Annotated in this window: 16 protein-coding genes; 4 read left to right on the top strand and 12 right to left on the bottom strand. The window is 42.3% G+C overall.

The window, feature by feature from the left end:
• Positions 1-4: 4 nt before the first annotated feature.
• On the bottom strand, positions 5-556 hold the full coding sequence (locus CHH60_RS03095; protein ID WP_095357856.1) for a dihydrofolate reductase family protein: 552 nt from the start codon (positions 554-556) through the stop codon (positions 5-7).
• A gap of 272 nt (positions 557-828) precedes the next feature.
• Between CHH60_RS03095 and CHH60_RS30175 the strand changes: the two genes are divergently transcribed.
• Both CHH60_RS30175 and CHH60_RS30170 read left to right on the top strand, forming a co-directional pair.
• Positions 829-1,290, top strand: coding sequence for an NAD(P)-dependent oxidoreductase (locus CHH60_RS30175; protein ID WP_255247800.1), 462 nt, complete (start codon positions 829-831; stop codon positions 1,288-1,290).
• Between the two features lie 80 nt (positions 1,291-1,370).
• Positions 1,371-1,775 (top strand): NAD(P)-dependent oxidoreductase, encoded by a 405-nt coding sequence (locus CHH60_RS30170; RefSeq protein WP_255247799.1) that lies wholly within the window; start codon positions 1,371-1,373, stop codon positions 1,773-1,775.
• Between the two features lie 264 nt (positions 1,776-2,039).
• On the opposite strand, the gene CHH60_RS03085 is transcribed toward CHH60_RS30170, so the two are convergent.
• The 3 genes from CHH60_RS03085 to CHH60_RS03070 all read right to left on the bottom strand — a co-directional run bounded on the left by CHH60_RS03085 (position 2,040) and on the right by CHH60_RS03070 (position 7,643).
• Positions 2,040-4,118: an immunoglobulin-like domain-containing protein gene (locus tag CHH60_RS03085; RefSeq protein ID WP_176475958.1), complete on the bottom strand. Its 2,079-nt coding sequence runs from the start codon at positions 4,116-4,118 to the stop codon at positions 2,040-2,042.
• 1,064 nt (positions 4,119-5,182) lie between these two features.
• Positions 5,183-5,971: a glucose 1-dehydrogenase gene (locus CHH60_RS03075; RefSeq protein ID WP_095357853.1), complete on the bottom strand. Its 789-nt coding sequence runs from the start codon at positions 5,969-5,971 to the stop codon at positions 5,183-5,185.
• A gap of 286 nt (positions 5,972-6,257) precedes the next feature.
• A complete protein-coding gene (locus CHH60_RS03070) occupies positions 6,258-7,643 on the bottom strand; it encodes a lytic polysaccharide monooxygenase (RefSeq protein ID WP_095357852.1) in 1,386 nt (461 codons plus the stop codon).
• Positions 7,644-8,007: 364 nt separating this feature from the next.
• Here CHH60_RS03070 and CHH60_RS03065 point away from each other — a divergent pair, with 364 nt between their 5' ends.
• Positions 8,008-8,622, top strand: coding sequence for a TetR/AcrR family transcriptional regulator (locus CHH60_RS03065; protein WP_176475957.1), 615 nt, complete (start codon positions 8,008-8,010; stop codon positions 8,620-8,622).
• 74 nt (positions 8,623-8,696) lie between these two features.
• Here the strand turns inward: CHH60_RS03065 and CHH60_RS03060 are convergent, their stop codons facing one another.
• From CHH60_RS03060 to CHH60_RS03030, 7 genes are all read right to left on the bottom strand, one after another.
• Positions 8,697-10,925, bottom strand: a complete 2,229-nt coding sequence (locus CHH60_RS03060; protein WP_095357850.1) for an MMPL family transporter — start codon at positions 10,923-10,925, stop codon at positions 8,697-8,699.
• A 208-nt stretch (positions 10,926-11,133) separates the two neighbouring features.
• Positions 11,134-11,805: a response regulator gene (locus CHH60_RS03055; RefSeq protein WP_095357849.1), complete on the bottom strand. Its 672-nt coding sequence runs from the start codon at positions 11,803-11,805 to the stop codon at positions 11,134-11,136.
• A complete protein-coding gene (locus CHH60_RS03050; RefSeq protein ID WP_095357848.1) occupies positions 11,806-13,017 on the bottom strand; it encodes a sensor histidine kinase in 1,212 nt (403 codons plus the stop codon).
• 219 nt (positions 13,018-13,236) lie between these two features.
• On the bottom strand, positions 13,237-13,995 hold the full coding sequence (locus tag CHH60_RS03045; RefSeq protein WP_095357942.1) for an SDR family NAD(P)-dependent oxidoreductase: 759 nt from the start codon (positions 13,993-13,995) through the stop codon (positions 13,237-13,239).
• Between the two features lie 319 nt (positions 13,996-14,314).
• Positions 14,315-15,547 carry a cytochrome P450 family protein gene (locus CHH60_RS03040; protein WP_255247798.1) on the bottom strand — a complete coding sequence of 411 codons (1,233 nt, stop codon included), beginning with the start codon at positions 15,545-15,547 and terminating at the stop codon, positions 14,315-14,317.
• 119 nt (positions 15,548-15,666) lie between these two features.
• Positions 15,667-17,094, bottom strand: a complete 1,428-nt coding sequence (locus CHH60_RS03035) for an MFS transporter (protein WP_095357847.1) — start codon at positions 17,092-17,094, stop codon at positions 15,667-15,669.
• A 223-nt stretch (positions 17,095-17,317) separates the two neighbouring features.
• Positions 17,318-20,053: a glycoside hydrolase family 78 protein gene (locus CHH60_RS03030; RefSeq protein WP_095357846.1), complete on the bottom strand. Its 2,736-nt coding sequence runs from the start codon at positions 20,051-20,053 to the stop codon at positions 17,318-17,320.
• Positions 20,054-20,202: 149 nt separating this feature from the next.
• Between CHH60_RS03030 and CHH60_RS03025 the strand changes: the two genes are divergently transcribed.
• Positions 20,203-21,426 carry a helix-turn-helix domain-containing protein gene (locus CHH60_RS03025; protein WP_095357845.1) on the top strand — a complete coding sequence of 408 codons (1,224 nt, stop codon included), beginning with the start codon at positions 20,203-20,205 and terminating at the stop codon, positions 21,424-21,426.
• 39 nt (positions 21,427-21,465) lie between these two features.
• Here the strand turns inward: CHH60_RS03025 and CHH60_RS03020 are convergent, their stop codons facing one another.
• On the bottom strand, positions 21,466-23,712 hold the full coding sequence (locus tag CHH60_RS03020; protein ID WP_095357844.1) for a glycoside hydrolase family 3 C-terminal domain-containing protein: 2,247 nt from the start codon (positions 23,710-23,712) through the stop codon (positions 21,466-21,468).
• Positions 23,713-23,753 lie beyond the last annotated feature (41 nt).

Genomic DNA, 23,753 nt, shown 5'->3' with positions numbered 1-23,753 from the left:
GGATTTAATTTTCATCTAAATGATAAATTAGTTGTACAACACCCGAAGAGAACGTTCTCGTATTCACCATTTTTAAATTCAACCTCTGTTTTATATCAACAAACAGTGGTTTTCCTTCTCCCAAAACAACAGGGTGGACTGATAATCTAAATTCATCAACAAGCCCTAAATTGATAAAAGTTGTAATAAGACTTGCTCCACCATATAGCCAGATATCTTTACCAGGCATACTTTTTAATCTATTTACTTCTTCAGAAATACGATCGTTTATGAATATTGCTTTATGGTATTTCCCCATTTGCGTCCTAGAAAAGATATATTTCTCTTTACTATGAAATAATCCCCATAATTCTTTATCGGAATCCGTGGGTTCTTCTGGAGTGAAATTCCCCCATAAATCATAGCTTTTTCTCCCAAATAAAATGGTATCAATTTGATTTAAAAACTGATCGAACCCCATCTCTGCATCCATAATGCACCAATCAACTTCACCATTCTTGCCTTCAATAAAACCATCTAGCGTAACCGCCAAATCTAAAATTATTTTTCGTTTCATATTTTGCTGCTCCTTTCTTTAATGTAACACCATTATAAATCTCAATTACGTCAAATTATGTCGCATTTAAAGCAGATCTATTATTCTTTCGGTCATCACAGATTTTATTTCCTAAGGTGTCCTTCTCCATTAGAATACGATTCAGCTGATCATGGCAGTGGATCGGGGGGCTTTAGTTGAGTTTTACAACATTTTACTTTTTGTTTAAAATTGTTTGATACCGCGTTTTCCGAAGATATTGCTAAAAACAGGTTATGAAAGGTGGTTTAACAATGAAGATTCTCATCGTTGGCTATTTTAGCGAAACCTCAAAATCAACTATTTCAAGGTATTTTCCACAAGACTGGAACGTTGTTATTGTCCCGCCCGGACAAGAAATGCTGCATCATATTGAAGATTGCCAGGTAATCATCCCTGAACATATTAAAGTGGATCACAGCCTGCTTTCTGCCGCAAAAAAATTAAAATTGGTACAGACGGGTGCAGGATTTGATAATGTAGATATTCCTGCCTGTACACAGCTTGGCATTTGGGTCGCTAATGCTGCAGGGGTGAATGCACAGGCAGTGGCCGAGCACGTAATGGCAATGATAATGTCTTTTTATAAAAACATACCGTTTCTTGATTCGTTCATGAAAAACAAGATGGATGAAAATCAATTGGACTATACAGGGAGTGAATTAAAGGGCAAAACGATTGGGATTATCGGTTTGGGCGCTATCGGAAAAAAGTAGCTGCGTTTTGCAGGGTTTTTGATATGAATGTGCTTGCTTATGCGAGAAATGCCAATGTATAATCCGATGGTTTTGTAAAAATGACGGATTTCGATACTCTTGTAAGCACATCGGACATCGTCACTGTACATATTCCTTTGAATCAGCAAACCAAACAACTGATCAACAAAGCGGTGTTCAAGAAAATGAAGAATACTACACTTTTTATCAATACAGCCCGCGGCGGGATTGTCAACGAAAGAGACTTAATTGATGCATTAAAAAACGGGGACATTGCAGGCGCATGTTTGGATGTGTTTGAATCTGAACCGCTTCCTATGGACAGTGAGCTCCGGAATCTCGGTAATGTGATACTTACCCCCCACACAGCAGGATTGCCTGATGGTCGGAAATTTCATAAAAATAGATATGATTTCTTTATAAAGAATATAAAACGTGTTGAAAATGGTGAAGAGCCTGAAAGCAAGCTTAATCAGATATTGTAGTAATCGTGCAATAAAAATGGGCTATCGGACGCAGTTCGAGTAAATACTCGTGTTCTTGGCTTGGCATTTGCGAATTTCATCTTCTTCCTGCCTCCACGATTCGAACTCATTGCTGACCTAACAATGTCCTCAATCTCAATGGGCAAGTGCAGATGTTGTTCTTTGAGATATAAGACTCTTTAGACGCTAGGTTATCCTATTTGTTAGAGTTAGTTTAAAAAAGCGCCCTACGAATCAGGGCGCTTTTTGTTCTTAGTCACTTGGTTATAAAAGTTCAAGCATCGTTTTAATTTTGGAGTTTAACTTTAAAGTGTTAAGGATGAGTTGCAATGCTTCCGCTCTTGAGGCTGTGCCTTTAGCATTGATTTCCCCATTTCCATTCCCTTGAATAACACCCGCTTGGGCTACCATTTGAATTGGATTGGAATGATCAATCTTGTTTTGGGTTACCCCTTGGAAATCAACGATCTTAGATAGGATCATGGCCATCTCTTCGCGTGTAATTGCCTTATTTGGTTTGAATGTTCCATTGCCGTTTCCACTAATAATACCTGCTTGTGTAAACTGCACAATGGCGTCTTCTGCCCAATGACCTTTAATATCTTTTAAAGTAACCTGCTTCGTCCCACCAACGTCGAAAATACGTGATAATATCCCTACGAACTCACCACGGGACATATCTTGATTAGGTCTAATTGTCTTGTCTTCATAACCTTTAATAATGTTCAACTTAGTGAAAATATCAATGGTCTGTTCGGCCCAATGGTTTTTAATATCAACCGGGCTAAATGGGTTGCCTTGATTTTCAAGAGCATTATTAATTTTTGATTCTAGAATCTGTGTTGCACTAGTTCCAGGTTTAAATATATCTTTCTTATAACCACCATCAGTTGCTGTCGGTACCGGCGTTGGTTCCGATGCTGGCGTCGGTGACGGTGCTGGTGTCGGTGTCGGTGACGGCGCTGGTGTCAGTGTCGGTGACGGCGCTGGTGTTGGTGTCGGTGACGGCGCTGGTGTTGGTGTCGGTGACGGCGCTGGTGTTGGCGTCGGTGACGGCACTGGTGTTGGTGTCGGTGACGGCACTGGTGTTGGTGTCGGTGACGGCACTGGTGTTGTAGATTCGCCTGCAAAAATCAACTTGTAGTGAACAGGGTTCAGCAATTCATCTGTAGCAGTAACACTGTAATTTTCAATGAAGAACGGATATATTTTGTATACGCCACTAGTCATCATAATACCATTATCGAGAACCTGTAATGCTTTTGCAGTATACGTAACAATCATGGATTGATCAGACGCACCCCTAGGTATATCGAACGTGATTGTCTTTTTATCTTCATCTATAACCCCAACATGGTTATCCAGCGAGAATGAAGTAATGATTTTATCTCTATTGATATATCTAACGTTTACGAAGAAATCACGAGTTTCAAACACACCATCCACATACACTCTTGCAGTCAATTTAACTACATAATCTATATCATCTAGCGTCCGATACACTCTACCACCGGAACTAATGATGGAAGGATCGCTTGATATCCAAGATATGGATGATCCATATTTCCCTCCTGTAGGCAAGCCTACCTCTGAACTTCTAACCCCATCGGCCGTGTCTCCATAATAATAAGTAATCTGTAACTCATCTAAGGCTTCACGAAGCTTGTCCTCTGGTGTAGGTTCTGCTTTGACAATGTTAAGGATAAACTCCTTCGTTACTGGCACTTCAGTTCCAGCTCGAAGTGTAGCCGTAAGTGTAACCTGCTTATCTCCACCAACATATGGAGGAAGTTTAACGTTACCGTCGTTTGCAATAATCGTTGTATCAGATGAAGACCATGACAAAAATACATTCTCCATTTGAGTAGGCAAATTAATTCTTGAGGTTACTTTATCCTTAGTCTGACCACCGGTAAATGGTAGTTCTAATGAATCCTTAGTTTCTTGTAACTTTTGGTATGTTGCCCAAGTTACTGTGACAGGGAACGCACTCGAAACTTTCCCATCACGTGATGCAGTAATATTGGCTTTCCCCTCCGTTACCCCTCTCACAATTCCTCCGGGGGATACAGTTGCAACCGCTTCGTTATCTGAATTCCAAGTAGCTGTTGAACTGATATCTGTAATGGTGCCATTGTTCATCATGCCATTTGCCGTCAGTTGTAAGTCATGATTAGGCGAAAATTCAAATGGTCCTACAATATAGATTGAATTAGCCTGTGGTTCAGCGGCAAAGGCAATATTGCCTGCTCCATAAAAATTGTGGATACTAGCCGGTGGCAATACCATAGGCGATAACAGAAGAACCGAAAGAAATAATGACGCTTTTTTGTTCAGTTTCAAGCAGAAGACCTCCATAAGATGTTATATAATGACTCAGAAAAATGAAATAAATTCGCTTTAGTATAACAAGGCTCACTGAACAAATTCTGAACATTATAAGAGATCTAATACGAAAAATATATAAACGGTTTGTATCTGCTTAGTAATGATTTGGCAGAGATCCGATGTAGATATGAACATAAGTACGCCGTTTTTCGCTTTGAGCGGATGTGAGGCATAGTAAATTCTACCCTCATTAGATATCAGCATCTATCCAACGTATTGAAGAATTAGCTGGTACAGCGCTATGGAAAGTCCTAGAAGACTTGCTTTCATTTTAGATGGATGGTATCTTTTGCTGCTCGACAGGTATAATAAAATCAATAAAAATCCAATGGGTATCGATAACTTAAAAACACCTTCTGTTGTAACATGGGAATAAATTGGTGTAATGAACGTACTGATCCAAAAGTAAAAGAAAACGGTAAAACGTCTTGTTTCCATTTGTTTGCTCCACCTGATTAACAAGAATATAAAAACGATCCCGATAATCGTAATGTATAAAGGAGGAAGAAGAATAGCAACGTTCCCAAATCTTAATTCCAATTGGCATAGCCCTCCTCTTTAAAGTGATTTTCCAAGTAGGATCCGGTGTTTTATAAAAGAAAGGTTTATTTTACCAAAATTAAGGTGTAATGTAAAAAACAATTTATAGTCTCTGTAGTTCTTATCTGTATATTTGTTTGTCTCTTTAATGTCTAAAAACGCTCTGAAACTAAGAGTAGCCCTATAAATGTTGTATTCCACTTGTTTCATAAATCTAAAAGAATATCGGCCACTACAACCTGAATAGTAGGAGTCCATACCACGGAAATCATTACCAATCACACATTTTTAATTACGAATTTAACTGCTTTCTTTATAATTCTTTGAAGCTGGTCTCTTGACCATAATCCATACTTTAGCCTGTTAGTCGTTTATAAGAGAGCACAAAAAAAGAGCGAGCCATCTTTTGGATGACCTGCTCTTTTTCTTCATGTAAAGCCTCCTCTTCATGACATTGCCAATGGGAGGTCTTCAAGTTATTAGTATTGGTTCGATTGTCCGCCATCAATAGGAATGACAGCACCATTAATAAATTCGGATTCGCCGGATAGCAGGAAGGCAACAAGACGGCCCACTTCTTCAGGTTTACCAAAACGTCTCTTAGGGTTTACGCTAACAAATTCTTTGCCGGCTTCTTCCCATCCTTCTTCGCCACCGATTTGTTTAAGGGAACCGACAACCATCGCAGTCATAATTGCCCCTGGAGCGATAGCGTTGATGCTCAGATTATATTGTCCGTACTCGATTGCTGCATTTTTGGTCATACCCGATACAGCGTGTTTACTTGCAACATACGCCGCCTGATTCAGAACTCCGCGAATCCCGCCAACAGAGGCAACATTGACAATGGAACCGGATTGTTGCTCTTTCATCACGGGAAGAACGTATTTCATACCATAAAAGACACCTTTAAGGTTAATGTCAATGACTTTGTCAAACACTTTACTGTTATATTCAGCTGTAGGAGCCTGAGTACCTTCGATACCCGCATTGTTGTAGAAGCCATCGATGCGACCGAACTTTTGAACCGTATCATCTACATATTTTTGAACAGCTTGCTCATCAGATACATCAGCAGTAAGAAGAAGAACTTCTGTCTCAGGTGCAATTTCCAGAATCAATTTCTTGGTCTCTTCAAGTGCAGGTTGATTAAGATCAACGAGAGAAAGCTTGGCACCCTCTTTTGCGATTTCAAGTGCCGCTGCTTGTCCAAGACCTGAGCCTGCTCCAGTAATTAAAACAACTTTTGATTCAAAACGTTTACTCATAATCCATGCTCCTTTATTAAGTGAATTAACGAAATGTTCGTCTATTTTAGATGAGAAGAGAATCCTCAATAAAAATACTTACATTGGAAATAATAAATCACAAAAAATTCACTTGCAATAATCAAACACCATCCCAAGTGTCCGCTAAACAACGTTTCATACTCATATGTTCACCTAAGTAAGCAAAAATAAACATTTGTAATATATTATGTTGAAACTGTCTCTGGATCCTCGCGAGTGCTCATCAAAAAAAGTCACTCAGGAACAAATCCTGAGTGACATTCGGCTATTCTGGCAACCACAATGCAAGGACTTCGGAAGGAGTCCAAGTATATATTGATGTGTGAGCTTGACGGCAAATATAAATAACCTCTTTGTAAAGAACACGATCCCCGATATGGTATGGCGTATTCTCAGCCCAAGCCTTAGGTTCATCCGGTTCTACAACTGGAGGAGATGACTCAAGTGTAGTAACAGTAATCACGTTACTCGCTGCAGATACATTTCCAGCAGAATCCTTGGCTTTGATTGAAAATGTATACGTCGAGCTTGATTTCAGACCAGTTACCTCATAACTTGTCATTGTTCCATTTACAGTAGCAACCCGCTCTGATCCTTGGTAAATGTCGTAGCTGTTAACGGCCACATTATCCGTTGAACTGGACCACATCAGACTTACTGATGCTGCACTCACGGTATGTGCGTGAAGATTACTTGGAGCCGTTGGAGCAGAGGTGTCTGGTATGGTTGCAGAAGTTGTCTGCACCGTAATCTCCGAACTGAGAGGTGATTCATTACCTGCGGCATCAATCGCTTTTAACGCATAGATATAAGTTGTTCCTTGACTTAATCCACTTACATCATAGGATACAGACGTTCCTGGAATAGTCGTGATCTTATGTCCATTTTGATAAATTTCATAACTCATTACACTCACATTATCAGTCGAAGGATGCCAACGAAGTGTAAGTGATTTTGTCGTGATGTTGCTTGCTTTTAGATCTGTTGGAGCTGTTGGCGCTATTTCATCGGTGTTTGATCCATTTCCACTACCCGGTTTCGTTAAATTTACGTCAAGCGCTTGATAAAAGGCATTACCAGTATCAGCGATTTCCCAAACGCCGAGAATAACATGATAACCGGTACGATCTGCTGGTATTTCACATTGATGTGAGACCGATTTTTCTGGCAATTTACCGCCATCACTGTAGGTACAAAACAGTTCTAAATCCTTACGTTCAATCGGAGCATTAGGGTTCCAGTCTTTCTTGGTTATGTAATATTTCCACTCTTTTGTTGCATGTGCCGCTGTCAATTTCCAGGTAAATGTTTGGCTTCCTGTTTGCATGTCCAGCTTCGTCCAACGTTCTGCCGTTTGAGTATATAACTCCGGAAAAATACCTCCACCTGTAATTTCCCCATCTGATGGACCTCCTATCGGAAAGTTTCCTTTTGCTTCCACACTCTGTGGTTCATATTGAACCTGACCGCAGTTACTATTGAGATTCTGTTGGCATAAGTATGCACGACTGGCTGGTGACTCTAGGTAACCATGAGCTGAGATGACATTTGCATATACTAGCAAAAAAAATATACCAGTTGCAAATACCAGGATCGTTTTCGGTATAAAGGATGTTTTCCTTGCACCTGAGATCGAGACATAAGTTGACATAATAATCCTCCTGTAAAGTCTGATGATGTGAACAAGAAAATTTTATATAATTTTACATGGAGCTGTAAGAGAACAAAGTTCTAATTTCTTTTGGATAAAAAACCTTTGTATTGATATTTGTTTTGCTGAAAAACAGGAGAAAAGTCGTATTTTATATCTAACCATTTCAGTTTGTTCATTTATAATGAAGTCTCCCTTTATAGCTAATCTTGGCTAGTGATCTGATTAGGGTTATTTGAGTATAAAACCGCTGCATACCTTGCTTCGTTGACAAATAGAATTGCAATTGTTAGCATAACCTGAGTTACAGAGACAGGAGGTTATCCCTATTCAACCCCGAGAACGCCAGGAGAATGAGCGTAGCGTGCTGCGAGAAAAACGTCGTTTAAGCATCATTGAAGCTGCCATTTCTATTTTCACACATCAAGGATTCGAAAAGGCTACCATGCAGGAAATTGCCAAGGCGGCAAGCCTTGGCGTAGCTACTGTATTCCGCTATTTTCCCAAGAAAGAACATTTGATTGTTGCCGTTGCTTCACATATTGTTCAATCCGAAGTGGTTATCTTTGAAGAGATTGTGCATGGAGAAGGAACATGTTACGAAAAATTAAACGAAATATTCGATACCCTGATTTTCTTTCAGCAAGCTGAGCACCAACAAAACTCCAAGTTGATTGAAGCCTTTGAATGTTACGTGGCGCTTTCCAAAGAGCCTGTAGAGCATATAGAATTGTATCAAACGGAATATAGCAAAATTATTGCTCTGTTTACCGAATTGGCAGCACTGGGAGAACAGGATCATTCTGTCCGTGCCAGTTCAAATTCCGTCAACATTCTACTTACGATGATGAATGTATTCGGAACATTTTCCAAGAAAATGTCCATGCTAGAAGGTATCGATGCATTCAACACTCGTGTAGACCCATCCGAGCAATTCAACTTACTTAAATCTCTTTTTCTAGAGTCTTTGAAACCTTGAATTCAATTCGTATTAACGCTGTAAACTGATTCATGACATCCGACGGAGAAGGCGCTGCAGTTTTGGGCTGCCCCTCATCCTCTACTTTTTACATCTGGTGAGTTCTTTCCAATAATAGTTTGATCAAAACCACTGGTGGCTTTATGGTTTTCTCTCATAACCGATTCGCCTTCTACATCGATGTTAGGCAATAAGCGATCAAGCCATGCCGGGATATACCAGGCGCTTTTGCCAAGAAGGGTCATTATCGCTGGCACAAGTGTCATACGCACGATGAAAGCATCAACAAGTATGCCAAATGCCAGGGCTAATCCCATGGATTTGATAATGGTATCTTCGGCAAAAATAAAGCTGGCAAACACGGCAATCATAATCAAGCCAGCAGCAGTAACGACTGGCCCACTATGGATTATCCCGCTTTTTACCGATTGTCGTGCATCTCCAGTATGAGTGAAGTCTTCACGCATTCGGCTGACAAGGAATACCTCGTAGTCCATGGCAAGTCCAAACAGAATTCCAGTGACGAGAATGGGAAGGAAACTAAGCACCGGCCCAGGTTCAGGAATACCGAACATACTGGCAAGATAACCATCTTGAATGACCCAAACAATAAAGCCGAGTGTTGAACCTAGTGTAAACAGAAAACCAAGTACAGCCTTAATCGGCACAAGCAAAGATCGGAAAACGAGCATAAGCAGTACAAAAGCCAGACCAACAATCAATAAAGCGAACTTAGGTAATGCCTGTTGCAATTTCTCCGAAATATCAATGTTAACCGCAGTCCCACCGGTAACCATAATCTCGACCTGTTTATTGTTTTGTTGATCAGCTTTTTCACGTATAGTCTCCACAAGTTCAGTCGTTCGAATATCGTGCGGGCCTGTCTTGGGTAACACTGTAATGATGGCTGCATTTCCCGATGAACTCGGTATTGCGGGTGTTGCACTAGAGACATTCGGCAGATCGCTGATGTAAGCCGTTGCTTGAGCGATTGCTGCTTGAGGGTCGTCACTGTTATTAGCTTTAGCGACAATCACGAGTGGGCCATTGAACCCTTCACCGAATCCCTCAGCCATCAAATCATATCCACGGCGCTCTGTCGTTTCAGTCGATTTCAGGCCATTGTCCGGCAAGCCCAGCTGCATATGCAGAAAAGGCAAGGTACACATCGTTAAGACGGCAATACATAGAATGGTAGTAAGCCAAGGTTTTCTAGTGACAACTCGACTCCATGCGTTTTCGTTTGTTTTCTCTTTTTTGCTCCCAGACCATTTTCTCAGCCAACGATTTTCGCGAGACGGTCCAATGCGGTCTCCTGCTGCAGCTAATATGGCTGGTACGAGAATGATTGCAATGAGGACAGCTACAAATACGCTAATAGCAGCCGCTAGTCCCATCATTGTAATGAAGGGAATTTGTACGACGGATAAACCCACTAGCGCAATAATTACAGTCAGTCCTGCAAATACAACCGAGCCTCCTGCTGTTGCGTTAGCCTGGGCTATCGCTGTTTCTCTGTCATATCCTTCTGCCAATTGCTGACGGTATCGTGACATGATAAATAGTGCATAATCAATACCGACTGCTAAAGCAAGCATGACTGCTAACGTAATGGAGAATGAAGACATCGATACGAAATTAGAACCAATAATGACAGTCATTAGTCCAATTCCGAGTCCTATGACCGCTGTAAGTATGGGTAGTCCTGCTGCTAGAAACGAAGTGAACGTGAACGCTAGAATCATGAAAGCAATAAGGATACCAATGACTTCGGATAGGCCTCCAACTTCTATTTCAGAAAAGGCAACGCTGCCTCCTATCTCTGTTTGAATCCCTTCCTTACCGAGCCACTCTGCAATGTTCAACACATGCTCTTTCGAGTTCTCATCCACTTCACTGGCAGGTTCGGAATACGTAATGTCCGCATAACCAATCTTTTTATCTGCGCTGAGAGTCATTGACTCAAATGGGCTAGCTACAGATTTAACTGATAAATCCGTCTTTACATCTTTCAGGGCTTGCCGAATGTAATTTTTGTTAGCTTCGGAAGTCAATGTATCATCATTTTTCGTTTTGAAAATGAGCCTGATCTGACCACCGTCATCTGATGATGGAAATTCTGATTTTAGTACTTTCGCTGCCTGATCCGACTTCGTTCCTGGTATAGTCATTTCACCCGTAAACGAAGTACCCATACCAAGTCCTAAAGATGCAAGCACAATAAGAAGTGCTAGTCCCATCGTAATGACCATTTTCCGTTTTCTCGTTGACCAAACTCCGAGACGATATAACCATTTTGCCATAACTTATTTCTTCCCCTTTCACTTCCACAAAAATCCAAGAGCTATCTAAGGAAATGCTCTGTACCCTCATGTTAACGAAATAAAAACAAAAAAAAATCGTACGAAAGGGCAAGCCTTTCATGTACGATGGGGCATAGAAGGGATAGGTCATAACGGGCATACCATTTTTTATCTTTGATTACGAAAGGGTGCCTTACAAGTTATAGGTTTACAAGTGTAAGATCCCCTTTTCGACAGCTACTGCAACTGCTTCTGATCGCGAATTCACTCCGAGTTTGTTGTAAATGTTGGTGAGGTATGCTTTTACTGTTCTCTCGGCAATACCCATATCAAAAGCAATATCTCTGCTGCGTAAACCACGAGCCACGGCTTGTAAAACGAGTAACTCTCTCTCACTAATCAGAGTTGACTCCTTGTCAATTAATAGTTGTGGCTGTGTTTTGGGTTCTTGAGCAGACTTCGTATGAAACGCAAAGACTCTTGACGTTATTTCAGGTTGAAGCAGTGTTTCTCCACGAATGGCAGAATCCAACGTTCGAAATAATTGTTCTCGGCTCGTATCCTTGAGCAAGTACCCTTTGGCTCCAAGAGAAAGTCCTTCGATCATCAAGTCATCTTCGTTGTAAGTCGTTAGAATAATCACAGGTATACGAATGTGCTGCTCGTTCATACGTTTCAAGGTATCTAAACCACTGAGTCCCCCCGGCATATTCAAGTCCAGGAGAATGACATCAGGCTGTTTGTCTAACATAATTCGGATAGCTTCTTCTCCTTCCTCAGCCTCTCCGACAATTAGATAGTTGTCACTGGTCTCCAATATTAATTTAAGTCCTTCACGCACCACCCAATGATCATCGACGATGAGTATGTTATATTTCATTCAGATTTCTCCTTTTTCAAGTGGAACACGAAACAAAATAGTCGTTCCTTGTTTTCCGCTTTCAATCTCAATGCTGCCACCTATCAACCTGGCCCGTTCATTCATCCCGATCAAGCCATAGTGCCCGGATTGTTTTCCGATTCGGTCTACGCTAAAGCCCCTTCCGTTATCTCGTATAACAAGATGGAAATCTTCTTTCTCCATAGCCATGTGAATGGTTACGCTCGTTGCCCGAGCATGCCTGGCTATGTTCATTAGCGATTCACTTAAAATGTGCAATACGTGCTCCATTCCTACTTTGGATATGAAACTCGGAGCATTCCCGTCCAAAACAACTTCAATTCCGGTCGCCTGTTGGAAACGTAGCGTCTGTTCCTGTATTGCTTCTCCAAAGGTAATAGCCGGTGTGGCCTTGGTTCGAAGGTCATCAATGGCTTTGCGTGCATCAGCCAATGTCTGGCGTGCTTGGCCCATTGAACTGCGGATAATCTCGTGGGCGCGCGGAAAACTCCCTCGATTCATGTGCTCATCGACGGCCTCCAGCTGCATTATTATACCGGCGAGTCCTTGAGCCAATGTATCATGCAGATCTCTTGCCATACGTTGTCGCTCGCTTGTTAGCGTCAATTCCTCTACTTTTTGATGAGCCTTCTCCAGCTCATGCAGAAACGTTAATGTTCTAACACGGGCATTGACCTGACGATAGAAAAGCACCGCATAGGATACCACAACAACGATCATCATGAACAGTAATAGAATTAACAAGGCAACATCCATACCAGATCGTGTAAACAGGGTTACCGTGCAGAATAACAAATATAATACGAACGCAACTAGCATAATTTTTGCCGTCTCATAGTATATCGCAAGGGTCTGTCCAATCAATACGGGAATTAAACCAATCAATACAGCAGGCATACCGTCTGGCATTAACATGGCACTTCCGTAAATCAACCCTGATTGAAGAAGTATGTAGAGTAATTTGGATCGTTGTATAAGTTTGTTTACTTCCCAGTACACCATGGTATGAATTAACATTGCAGCTACAAAGATAATACTGGGTACTAATATAGGGGCTGACATCGTTTGCAGGATCATAGTAGCCATGGCAACAAGCCAAAGCCAGATGATTATGGGAATACGTGAAGACGCAATCGGGTCCGTTTCTTCATTTATTCCGGCCGGATTCGTCTTCTTCCGTACTATTTTCATGGGATCACCTCTTGTATAAGTCATTATAGTCCAAATCACCACCAAAAAGATGTACGATCGTGCATGCCCTTTCGTACATCCCTTTTTATAATGAAAATCGTCCACAAGTTAGACTTATGGACGATAACTTTGAAGAATTATGCGAAACTTGCCAAAAGGGTCCTCCCTCCGGAAAGTTCCTATATTTATAGCAATTCAGAAGGTGAATTGAACCAATGATTAGAGTGTGATGCCACCATCTGCGAGGATGATTGATCCTGTCATATAACTGGAATAATCAGATGCAAGAAACGCAACGATCTGGGCGATTTCTTCTGGCTCTGCATAACGCCCGATCCGCATATTCGGAAACTCTTCAGGCACGTAACCACTCTCCTGCAGCGATTGGGGAACCGCAGCCGTTAATGTTGTAGCTACCCCGCCTGGACAGATGGCATTGATACGAATACCTTTGCGTACATATTCAAGGGCCGCTGCTTTGGTCAAACCTGCAACGGCATGCTTGCTTGCGGTGTATGCAGCCAGACTGTGTTCAGCACGAATAGCCGTAGTGGACGCCGTATTAATGATATGCCCGTATCCCTGTTTATCCATAACCTGCAAGGCATATTTCATGCCTAAAAAGATCCCTTTCACATTCACATCCATGATCCGTGTAAATTCTTTCTCGGAGATATCCTGAAAACGTTGGAATTTCTGGAGTATGCCCGCGTTGTTGAATGCCACGTCAATTTTCCCATAGGCTTCTACTGCTTTTTGAATATAATTTTGAACATCGCTCTCTTTGGATACGTCAGCCTGTACAAAAGTAGCTTCGCCGCCATTTTCGCGAACCAGTGCTAACGTTTCTTCCCCTGTCTGCTCATTGAAATCAACCAGTACAAGCTTCGCTCCTCGAGATCCCATAATCACGGCGCTGGCTCTTCCAATTCCACTCCCAGCTCCCGTAACAACGATCACTTTACCTTCCAGAGAAATACCTTCTTTATTTCCTGTCGGTGCACCAATTTCTTGCTTCTGGACTGTTGCTTCAAACGCAATGGCTGACAGTTCCTGCTTCAAAATCTGAAGTGTAGGCAAAGGAATATCTACCTGAGGCAATGCAGCTAGTTGATCCAACGTAAAGTTAGTGGCCATCTTGAACGTTGGTTCCTTCACGAATTCCGGTAAATGCTTTTCAAGTACAGCAAACGATTCTGCGTTGTTCAACAATTCACCAATTCGGATATTCTCGTCATAACTCATTAGGTTCATCTCTCCAATATATTGATAATTTAGGTTCGAACTATTATTTCGATTAGTATACGACTGGAAAAGCTTTGAGTCCCCGGATGATCATACCTGGCCTCCACTCCAGCAGTTTCGCATCCGTATTTAACCGAATCTCCGGCAGCCGTTGAAGTAAAGCGTTGATCGCAATCTCGCCTTCAAGTCTCGCAAGTGGAGCGCCAAGACAATAATGAATTCCTTTACCAAAAGCAATGTGGTCATTGACTTTACGAGTAATGTCAAACGTATCGGGGTTTTCATATCGACTGGAATCCCGATTCGCTGAGGATAAAGCGACCAGCATCATGTCTCCTTGGCGAATTTGTATTCCTTGAAAATCAACATTTTCCGCAGCCCATCGAACATTGCTAATTTCTGCCGGCCCATTAAATCGCAGAACTTCCTCAACCGCCGCTTGAATCAGATCCGGTTGATCCATAAGTAGTTGCTTTTGCTGCGGATGTTCCAGCAATGCCAGCATGCCGTTCCCTATCAGATTCACTGTTGTTTCGTGCCCTGCTATGATGAGTACGAACACAAGTGCATATAATTCCTGCTCTGTTAGTTTGTCACCTTCTTCCTCTATACCGATGAGATCGCTGATGAGGTCCTGTTGAATATGATTGCGCCGCTGCGTGATCAGTTCTTGTAAGTAATTCACAAAAGCCTTCATCACTTCATCGCTCTCCTGGTTCATCTGCGGATTGCTGACACTCTCCATAATGGTATTGGACCAGGCTCTGAATTTGTCTTGATCCTTCAGCGGAACACCTAACATTTCACAAATAACGATAATGGGCAGCGGGAAAGCATAGTCCTCGATCAAATCAAACTCCCGAGTGTTTCCGGCCTGAATCTTGTCTAGCAATTCATCGCTTATTTCCACAATTCGTCCCCGCAGCCTCTCAATCATGCGGGGAGTAAATGCCTTCTGAATCAAGCGCCGCAGTCGACGATGATCTTCTGGACCAACACTGATCAGATTTCGTGAGATAATCGCCTGATGCGGAGGATGGGACTCCTCCTTTTCATCGTTCCTGTTATCGAGAACCCCGGTTACAAAGCGACTATCCTGCAAAATGTTGACGGCATCCTCATATCGGGTAACCATCCACGCAGCATGCCCACTTGGCAGTAATAGTCGATGGACAGGCTCTTCGGCACGCAGCTTTTCGTAGACTGGGAAAGGCTGCTGAATGAAAGAATGATCCATGAAGTCTACTTTGGACTTGGAACGACCTTGATTTTCATTGATAAACATCACATCACCCCTTAAAATGATAGTGTTAATATCACTACAATATAAAGACTATCATATTTAACGATTCACTTTCAAATAAGTTCATTTGATCCCAGTAATACGCGATAACTTGCATCTTCCTAAGGATTCAAGCGTTCTTCCAGTTCTTTTACAATTTGAGGATACTTCTCATCCAAATCGTACTTGCGCAAGCAGAGATACGTAAGAACGAATATCACCAAAGGAAGATATACCGTCAGAACCAGGATGCTGGTAATCGCTGAATCCGCCTGTGTTACTAACGCTCCATCGTAGCTGCCCATGGCAAGAATCCAGCCGATCATCGCGGCAGCCAGGCCCGTACCAATTTTAACGCCAAAGCTGTTTGCGCTATTGACCATCCCAACTAAGCGTTTACCTGTCTTCCATTCACCGTATTCCACGGTGTTGTTCACCAACACTCCGCCGACAGCCATCATTGGAATGGTTGCCAGTGTTGCGATACCGCCAAGTACTATAGCTGCAATAAAGTTATATGGCATGAAGCAACGAATAAGTGATGAAACGATCCCAAGAATCATGCCTAACCGTGCAGTTCTGGTAAGTCCGAATTTCTTGATCATGGGTCCCACCATAACAAATCCCAAAAAAACCGGGACTAATCCAACTGCCCCCATGATTCCGATCAGGTTCTCATTCCCGAGAATATACTTGGTGTAATAGATTCCTGTTGAACCATTAAGTGTATATAGCATGTTGATCAATAACTGAGCAAACAGCATGATGACCCAGTATTTGTTCTGGAATAAGAGCTTGATGCTTTCCCAGAAGGGAATGTTATCGCTTTCAACAATACTTGCGCCAGTATTGTTTTCTTTGGATGCTAAGAAGGTCAGAATTAAGGAAATGAAAGATACAATACCCAGTACAACCGCAACGATAATCCATGCTTTTTGATCCCCACCAAGCATATTGGTTATTGGAATTAATGCGATAGCGATAATCATCCCGATAATATATCCAAAGATGGTTCGGGTAAGGCCCATTTTACCGCGTTCTTCTACACTTCTGGTACGGATCGCCATCAAGCTCCCGAAAGGGATCGCAATTCCCGTATACACAATGGCTGAAGCAAACGCTACTGTAGCTAAAGCATAGAAGGTTTTTACCGTTGATGATGCCTCGGCGGGCACTGTGAACAGTAATATGATAGATGCCAGGGTGGGTAGAGCCATCCATAGAATCCAAGGTCTAGCCTTTCCATATTTGGATTTTGTCGCATCCACGATTCTACCCATCAGCAAATCTGCTATTGCATTGATAAATTTGGTGATGAGCATGATCGTACCCACTGTGGCAGCTGCAATCCCTACCTTATCTGTATAAAAATAAGTTAACATCCCGATCAGTCCGTTGATGGAGTTTAAGGCAACTTGGGCTGCTCCGTCGCCTAAATAATGGTAAGGGCGCATTGTTTTCTGAATTCCTTGGGCATCAAGGCCTAATGCCCTGGACTTTTTATTTCCCTTTCCAACTGGTGGATTAAAAATATCCCGCTCTGCTTTCATTGCTGTTCCCCCTTATTCTTTCGCTTCATGGTACCGCTTTCAAACATTATTTTAGTCCTCCGCAAAACATAAATATGGTAACTTCATTATTTTTTTAGTAATTTTATGTTGGGACTTCGCTTTTTTTATGCGCTATAATTTCGTTATTCAAAAACGAATTTCTGTAATACAAAATGGCGCTGCTCGTTTCCTGCAGCGCCTTCTATATTCTATCTTTTCCCCTTCACGCCTTGGAGGCATTCAGCATTTGAATGACGCTTCTAAATAACTGTTCAGTCTCCGGCGGAGTATTGGCCAGCATTTCGCTTACAGAAAAATCATAAGCATATTGGATCATCGGGTGATCCAGCATACCGGGAGCGTGCTCGTTTAACATTTGAACTGCTGTGGGCTCTTCCACAATCTCTTTGAGTGTGGAATCCATTGTAAACCTTTCTCTTTCGAGACTAGTTTCCGTCGCATATTCGAAACTGTATGATCCGGAACCAACCTCCAGAGGCACTGGTTTCTCAGGCAGTACAATAATTGCTGTTGTATTTGCTGGTATCGTTACATTTACAATTATTTTACCCGCCCTGCATGACCAAGAGCTTTTTATCTCTCCGTAGACCGATTCAAAAGCAGCATCTACCGAACTGATTCCTCGGATGAACTGAGGTTTTATTAGAATCTTCTTATAACCTGCTTCAATTGGATTAATTCCCGCGAGTTTTCTATACATCCATTCCCCAATGGATCCATAGGCGTAATGATTCAAGGAGTTCATACCTGATGTGTCGAAATCACCATTTGGCAGAATGGAATTCCAGCGTTCCCATATCGTGGTAGCCCCTTTTTTTATGGCATACAGCCAGGAGGGGAAATCCTCTTTTAAAAACAAGGTACCAGCAAGGTCATGCAGGTCATTGTCCGATAAGGCATGACACAGATATGGAGTACCAACAAATCCTGTCGTCAGATGGTTTTTATGTTTCGCAATATTGTTTTCCAGCGTCTTGCGGATCCGATCCTTGTATCTTTCCTCAGCAAGGTTGAAGTGTAAAGCTATCACGCAGGCCGTTTGAGTTTCGCTGACCAGTCTGCCAGTTGAAGAGATATATTCTGCATTGAAAGCCTGTTTGATCTGGCTATGCAATTCTTCGTAACGGACGGCATCTTCGGTTTTGTCCAGAAGCTTGGCTGTCTTTGCAACCAGTTCGGTCGAATACGCATAATAAGCGTTTGCTACCAGATAAACATCTGTAGCCCCTGTTCTTTCGTTACTGATCTCCTCTTTGTCTAACCCTAACCAGTCCCCATATTGATAACCAGTCTGCCATAATCCATTAGCTCCACAACGTGCAGTAATATAATCGATCCACCCCTTCATGCTGTCGTATTGTTCTCGCAGCAATCGAAGATCTCCATAGGTTTGGTACATGACCCAAGGGACAATAACAGCGGCATCGCTCCAGGCAGCTGCACCTTCCTGATTTCCAAGAATGTTAGGAATGACATGGGGAACCCCATATTCCTCCGTCTGTTCAGAGGCAAGGTCGCGCAGCCATTTCTTGAAGAAGGAAGCAACATTCATATTGAACGCGGCGGTCCCGGCAAATACTTGTGCATCTCCTGTCCACCCTAGACGCTCGTCTCTTTGAGGGCAATCCGTCGGTATATCCAAAAAGTTACCTCTTTGGCTCCACTGAATGTTGCTTTGCAATTGGTTCACCATCGCATTGGAGGTCACGAAACTGCCTGTTTCCTCCAGACTTGAATGCAGCACGCAAGCTGTGAATTGATCGAGCTGGATCTCATCTCCCCCTTCAATGGCGATATACCGAAATCCATGGAAAGTGAAATGAGGGTGGAAAATTTGATCTTTACCGTTACAGATCAATCGATCTATGGATACTGCCTGTCTTAACGTATCCGGATAGAAATTTCCTTCCTTATCAAGGACTTCAGCATGCCGTATGGTTATCATTTGACCTTTCCGTCCTTTTGTTCGAAGCTCTACAAACCCCGTGAGGATTTGCCCGAAATCAATGACGCATTCACCTTTAGGAGTAGTAATCAATTGAAGTGCAGGAAGCCTTTTTGTGATTTTGACAGGTTCACTTTCCTGAGCAACAAGGCGATTTTTATCGAAAGAAGCCGTTTCCACTTGGAAGGACTGACTCTCATGAAAACAAGAATCATAAGTCTCGCCCATGTAAATTTCACTTGAATGGATGGGTCCGGTAGTCACCTGCCAGGTTTTGTCAGTTACAATGATCTCTTTTGTTCCATCCGTATAGACAATGTGGATTTCCGCAAGTGCAGCAACTCTATCCCCGTAATGGTTCGGAGTGCAAGTAAAACCAAATATGCCTTTATACCAGCCATTCCCCACCGTAATCTCTATTTTATTCTGACTCTCCAGCATTCCGTCCAAACGGTAAGTCTGATACTGCAATCGCTCGTTGTAATTCGTCCATCCAGGTGCAAAGTAGTTTTCTCCTACTCTTGTCCCATTGATCGCAATTTCATAAACACCGAGGGAAGTCGTATAGATTCGGGCTTGCTGAATATCCTTTTCGACAGAGAATTCTTTGTAGAAAACGGGTGGAGCACTTTCTTCGCTTGGGAATGGATGTGTAATCCACTCTGCCTGAAAGTTGCTGCCTTTCAGCAACCCGGTCTCAAAATGTCCTTCCATGGCAGCGTGATTACCTTGGTTATCCCAAACTTCGACTTGAACCTGATACAAAGTCGAGGCCAATAAACGAGGACCAGCGTATTCCACTAAAACGGAGACGTCTTCATCCCTCTTTCCAGAATCCCAGATTTTCTGCAAATCTTGTGTGACTATTATTCGGTAAGCGGATTGCATAACGTCCTGTTCAGTAGAACCTAATTTCCATGAGAATCTCGGGTTTATTGTGTCCAGTCCAACCGGATTTTGCATGTATTCAATCCGGAAATCTTTTAATTTCATGAGATAACCACCCTTCAACATAGATCGTGTACCAAAATGTTAACGCTTACTAAAATCATAAATAATTTTCTTTATACAATATGGTAATATCATTGTAATTTTGTAATTTTGATGTGATAAGATGATTAAAAAAAGGAGCCAAACACAAAATGGATCTAAAACGTCAATGTAAACTCATTGCAGAACTTTTTGATATGTCCATCTTCTTCGTAAGCTCCACCGGAGAGGTTCAATTCGAACTGTTGGGTAATCGAATACTTAATCCGCTGTATAAAAATGATAAACAATTCTTTTTTTCAGTGTTGGGGTTTGATCCATCCGTGTGTAAAGAAGATCCTTCGGTTGTAAGAACGATGTTTTTTGAGAACTACATTCTAATTCGTATTGGTAACGATCTGAACGATGAAGGAACCATCATTTTAGGACCTTCCCTTCCATTTAGCTTGATTGAACATAAAATCAATGGACTTATCAATGACACACATCTCTTTGCCAACCGGGAACAAGTATTTCATTATTATCAGTCTGTTCCTGTGATAACCCATGAGAGGCTAATCAACATCACGATCTTGGTTAATCAAATGTTTAATCATGAATTGATCGAAGCTGAGGATGTAGTACAGGACTATTTGCGCGGTATGTATATCAAGGAAAAAGAAATACAAGGTTCCATAAATTCTTCAAAAGGCTATGATGAGACGCTCCATCACAATCCACTGAATGAAAAGAAATTGTTAACGATCGTCAAGGAAGGTAAATTAGATATGCTTAAACACTTTACACAACTTGGTCATGAAAATACAGGAGTCCTGTCCAAATCAAGTCATATCCGTTCTAAAAAGAATCTTGGCATCATCGGTATAGCTCTTGCAGCCAGAGCAGCAATTGACGGGGGTCTCTATTCGGAGATTGCTTTTTCGGTAAGCGATGTTTACATACAGCGCCTTGAGGATCTACGGACCGATAAAGAGATCGATCAATGCTGCCTGGAAGCATTTTTTTCGTTAACCGAGAAAGTCTCTCAGGTGAAAGAATCGCAGCATTCTAAAATCGTAACACTTTGCAAAAATTATATATATAACCACCGTTATTCCAAAATTACACACGAGGAAATTGCTGAACATGCTGGTATCAGCCCAAACTATCTGTCTGTACTATTTAAAAAAGAAGTTGGGGTTCCCGTGAATGAATATATTCAACAGATCAAAATTGAGGAAGCTAAACATATGATTCAATTTACGAACACTCCACTTTCTGAAATCGGGTCTCTTTTGAGTTTTACGGATCAGAGTTATTTCACCAAAATCTTCAAAAAACATTCAGGTAGAACCCCTAAGCAGTATCAACAAACGCATCATATGATAGAGGAATAAGCCCGGGTTGCGCCGGGCTTATTCTAACGATGCATGCATTCAACGGTTAATCACGGATAAGATGCTCTCTAGTGTTTCTTCTGTGAACTGACCGTTGCTCATGAGTGCTGCATTGTGCAATGTGGTACCCATAATTAATTCCTGCATTCCCTCACCCAGTCCTGCTTCATTCCCGTCATATTGCCCCATCGCACCCATAATTTCAGCTCCAACGGGATGTTGCAGCAATTCACCGAATGTGGAATGCCTGGTAATTGGTTTGGTAACTATAACGCTCGATTCTACCTCTATCGTCTCAACGAGTTCAATCTCTCTTGAAGATTTTCCGACCATAATGTCGAATTTACCTGTCTCCACATGCCAGTCTTTCAGCTTAACATCGTAGTAAGCAAAAGCTCTTTTGTCCAGTTCAAAATGTACGGTGGTCTCTTCACCAGGCTGAAGTGAAACTTTGGTGTACCCCTTCAATTCCTGAAGAGGTCGTGGGACCGTCGATTCCACATCACGTACATATAGCTGAACAGCCTCTTTGCCCGCTGTTTCACCCGTGTTTTTAACTTTTACTGTAACCGTTACACTGCCGGTATCTTTGATCTGTTTATGACTAACCTGTAGATCACTATATTCAAATTGGGTGTAGCTCAAACCGAAGCCAAATGGAAACAAAGGCTCCACATCTCTTGTATCGTAATGACGGTAGCCCGTAAAAATACCTTCTCGATATTCGGCAGTCTCGCCGTCTCCGGGGAAATTCAAGTACGACGGATTGTGGATCAGTTTTTTAGGAAATGTCTCAGCCAGTTTTCCGCTTGGATTTACACTTCCAAAGAGAATATCAACGATCGCACCGCCCAAAGCCTGTCCTCCAAGGTATGCCTCCAATACAGCCTTAACTTTATCCAGCCAAGGCATTTCAATGGGACCTCCGTTGCTCAATACAACAACGATATTCTCTTGAACCTCTGCGACTGCTTCAATTAAAGCCCTGTGACTTTCCGGTAATTGAAGGTGTTTCCGGTCGAAACCTTCAGACTCATAACGTTCAGGCAGCCCGGCAAAAATCACTGCAACCTGTGCATTCTTTGCGGCAGCTACTGCTTCTTGAATCAGTTCTTCGTTTACACTATCTTCTTCTAATCTATAACCAGCCGCATACGAGATGCTTGCACTGTCAGTGGCTGTTTTAAGGATTTCTTCATAGATGTTATCCAGCTTCGTCGGCATAATGTGTGAACTACCCCCGCCCTGGTAGCGAGGGTTCTGCGCGAATGCTCCGATAACTGCAATGGAATCTTCGGTGTTTAGAGGGAGAATGCTCTCCTCATTCTTGAGTAGGACCATGCATTCACTTGCCATTTTTCTGGCTAACTGGTGCTTTGCCTCTACATCAACCGATACGGACTTCCGCTGGCTATCTACAGCTTTGAATACAAGTGACAATAATCTCTCAACAGACTGATCCAGCACCTCTTCGCTCAGCTTTCCCGATTGAACAGCCTCAATCATTTTCTTGCATCCTATTCCGTTGCTGGAAGGCATCTCAAGGTCCAGACCGGCAGCTAGTCCCTGATCCCGTTCATTGACAGCCCCCCAATCCGACACCACTACGCCTTCAAATCCCCATTCTTCCCGGAGAATTTCAGTCAGTAACCGGCTGTTTTCGGAACAAAAGTCACCATTTACCCTGTTATAAGCGGCCATGACAGTCCATGGCTCTCCCTCTTTCACTGCATACTCAAAGCTAGCCAGATAAATTTCCCGCAATGTCCGTTCATCGACCACCGCATCGACAGACATTCGCTTATATTCCTGGTTGTTTACAGCAAAATGTTTGATGGAAGTACCCACGCCTTGGCTTTGTACGCCTTGAATATAGCTAGCTGCCAAAGTTCCCGATAAATAAGGATCTTCAGAAAAATATTCAAAATTTCGGCCGCACAGCGGGGAACGCTTAATATTCACACCTGGCCCCAAAACAATGGAAATATCCGCTGCCGCTGCTTCTTGTCCGATTGCTTTCCCCATCGTATGGGCAAGTTCACGATTCCACGATGAAGCAACTCCACTTCCAGATGGGAAGCAGGTAGCCGGTACACTTTTGTTTAAGCCTAAGTGGTCCGCGCTCCCCTCTTGTTTTCTAAGTCCGTGAGGGCCATCTGTCATCATAATAGAGGGAATCCCCAGGCGGTCGATGGATATGGTGTTCCAGAAATCTTTACCTGAGCAGAGTTCTGCTTTTTCTTCCAATGTCATTTGACTGATCAATTCTTTCAAATTAGGACTCATTCGCTCTCCTCCGTTGGTGAACATAATTAATGAAATCGGTT

The organism is Paenibacillus sp. 7523-1 (assembly GCF_002276415.1).
In the GTDB taxonomy this organism is placed as follows: Bacteria; Bacillota; Bacilli; order Paenibacillales; family Paenibacillaceae; genus Paenibacillus; species Paenibacillus illinoisensis_A.
This window is presented reverse-complemented; position numbering and strand designations above follow the sequence as displayed.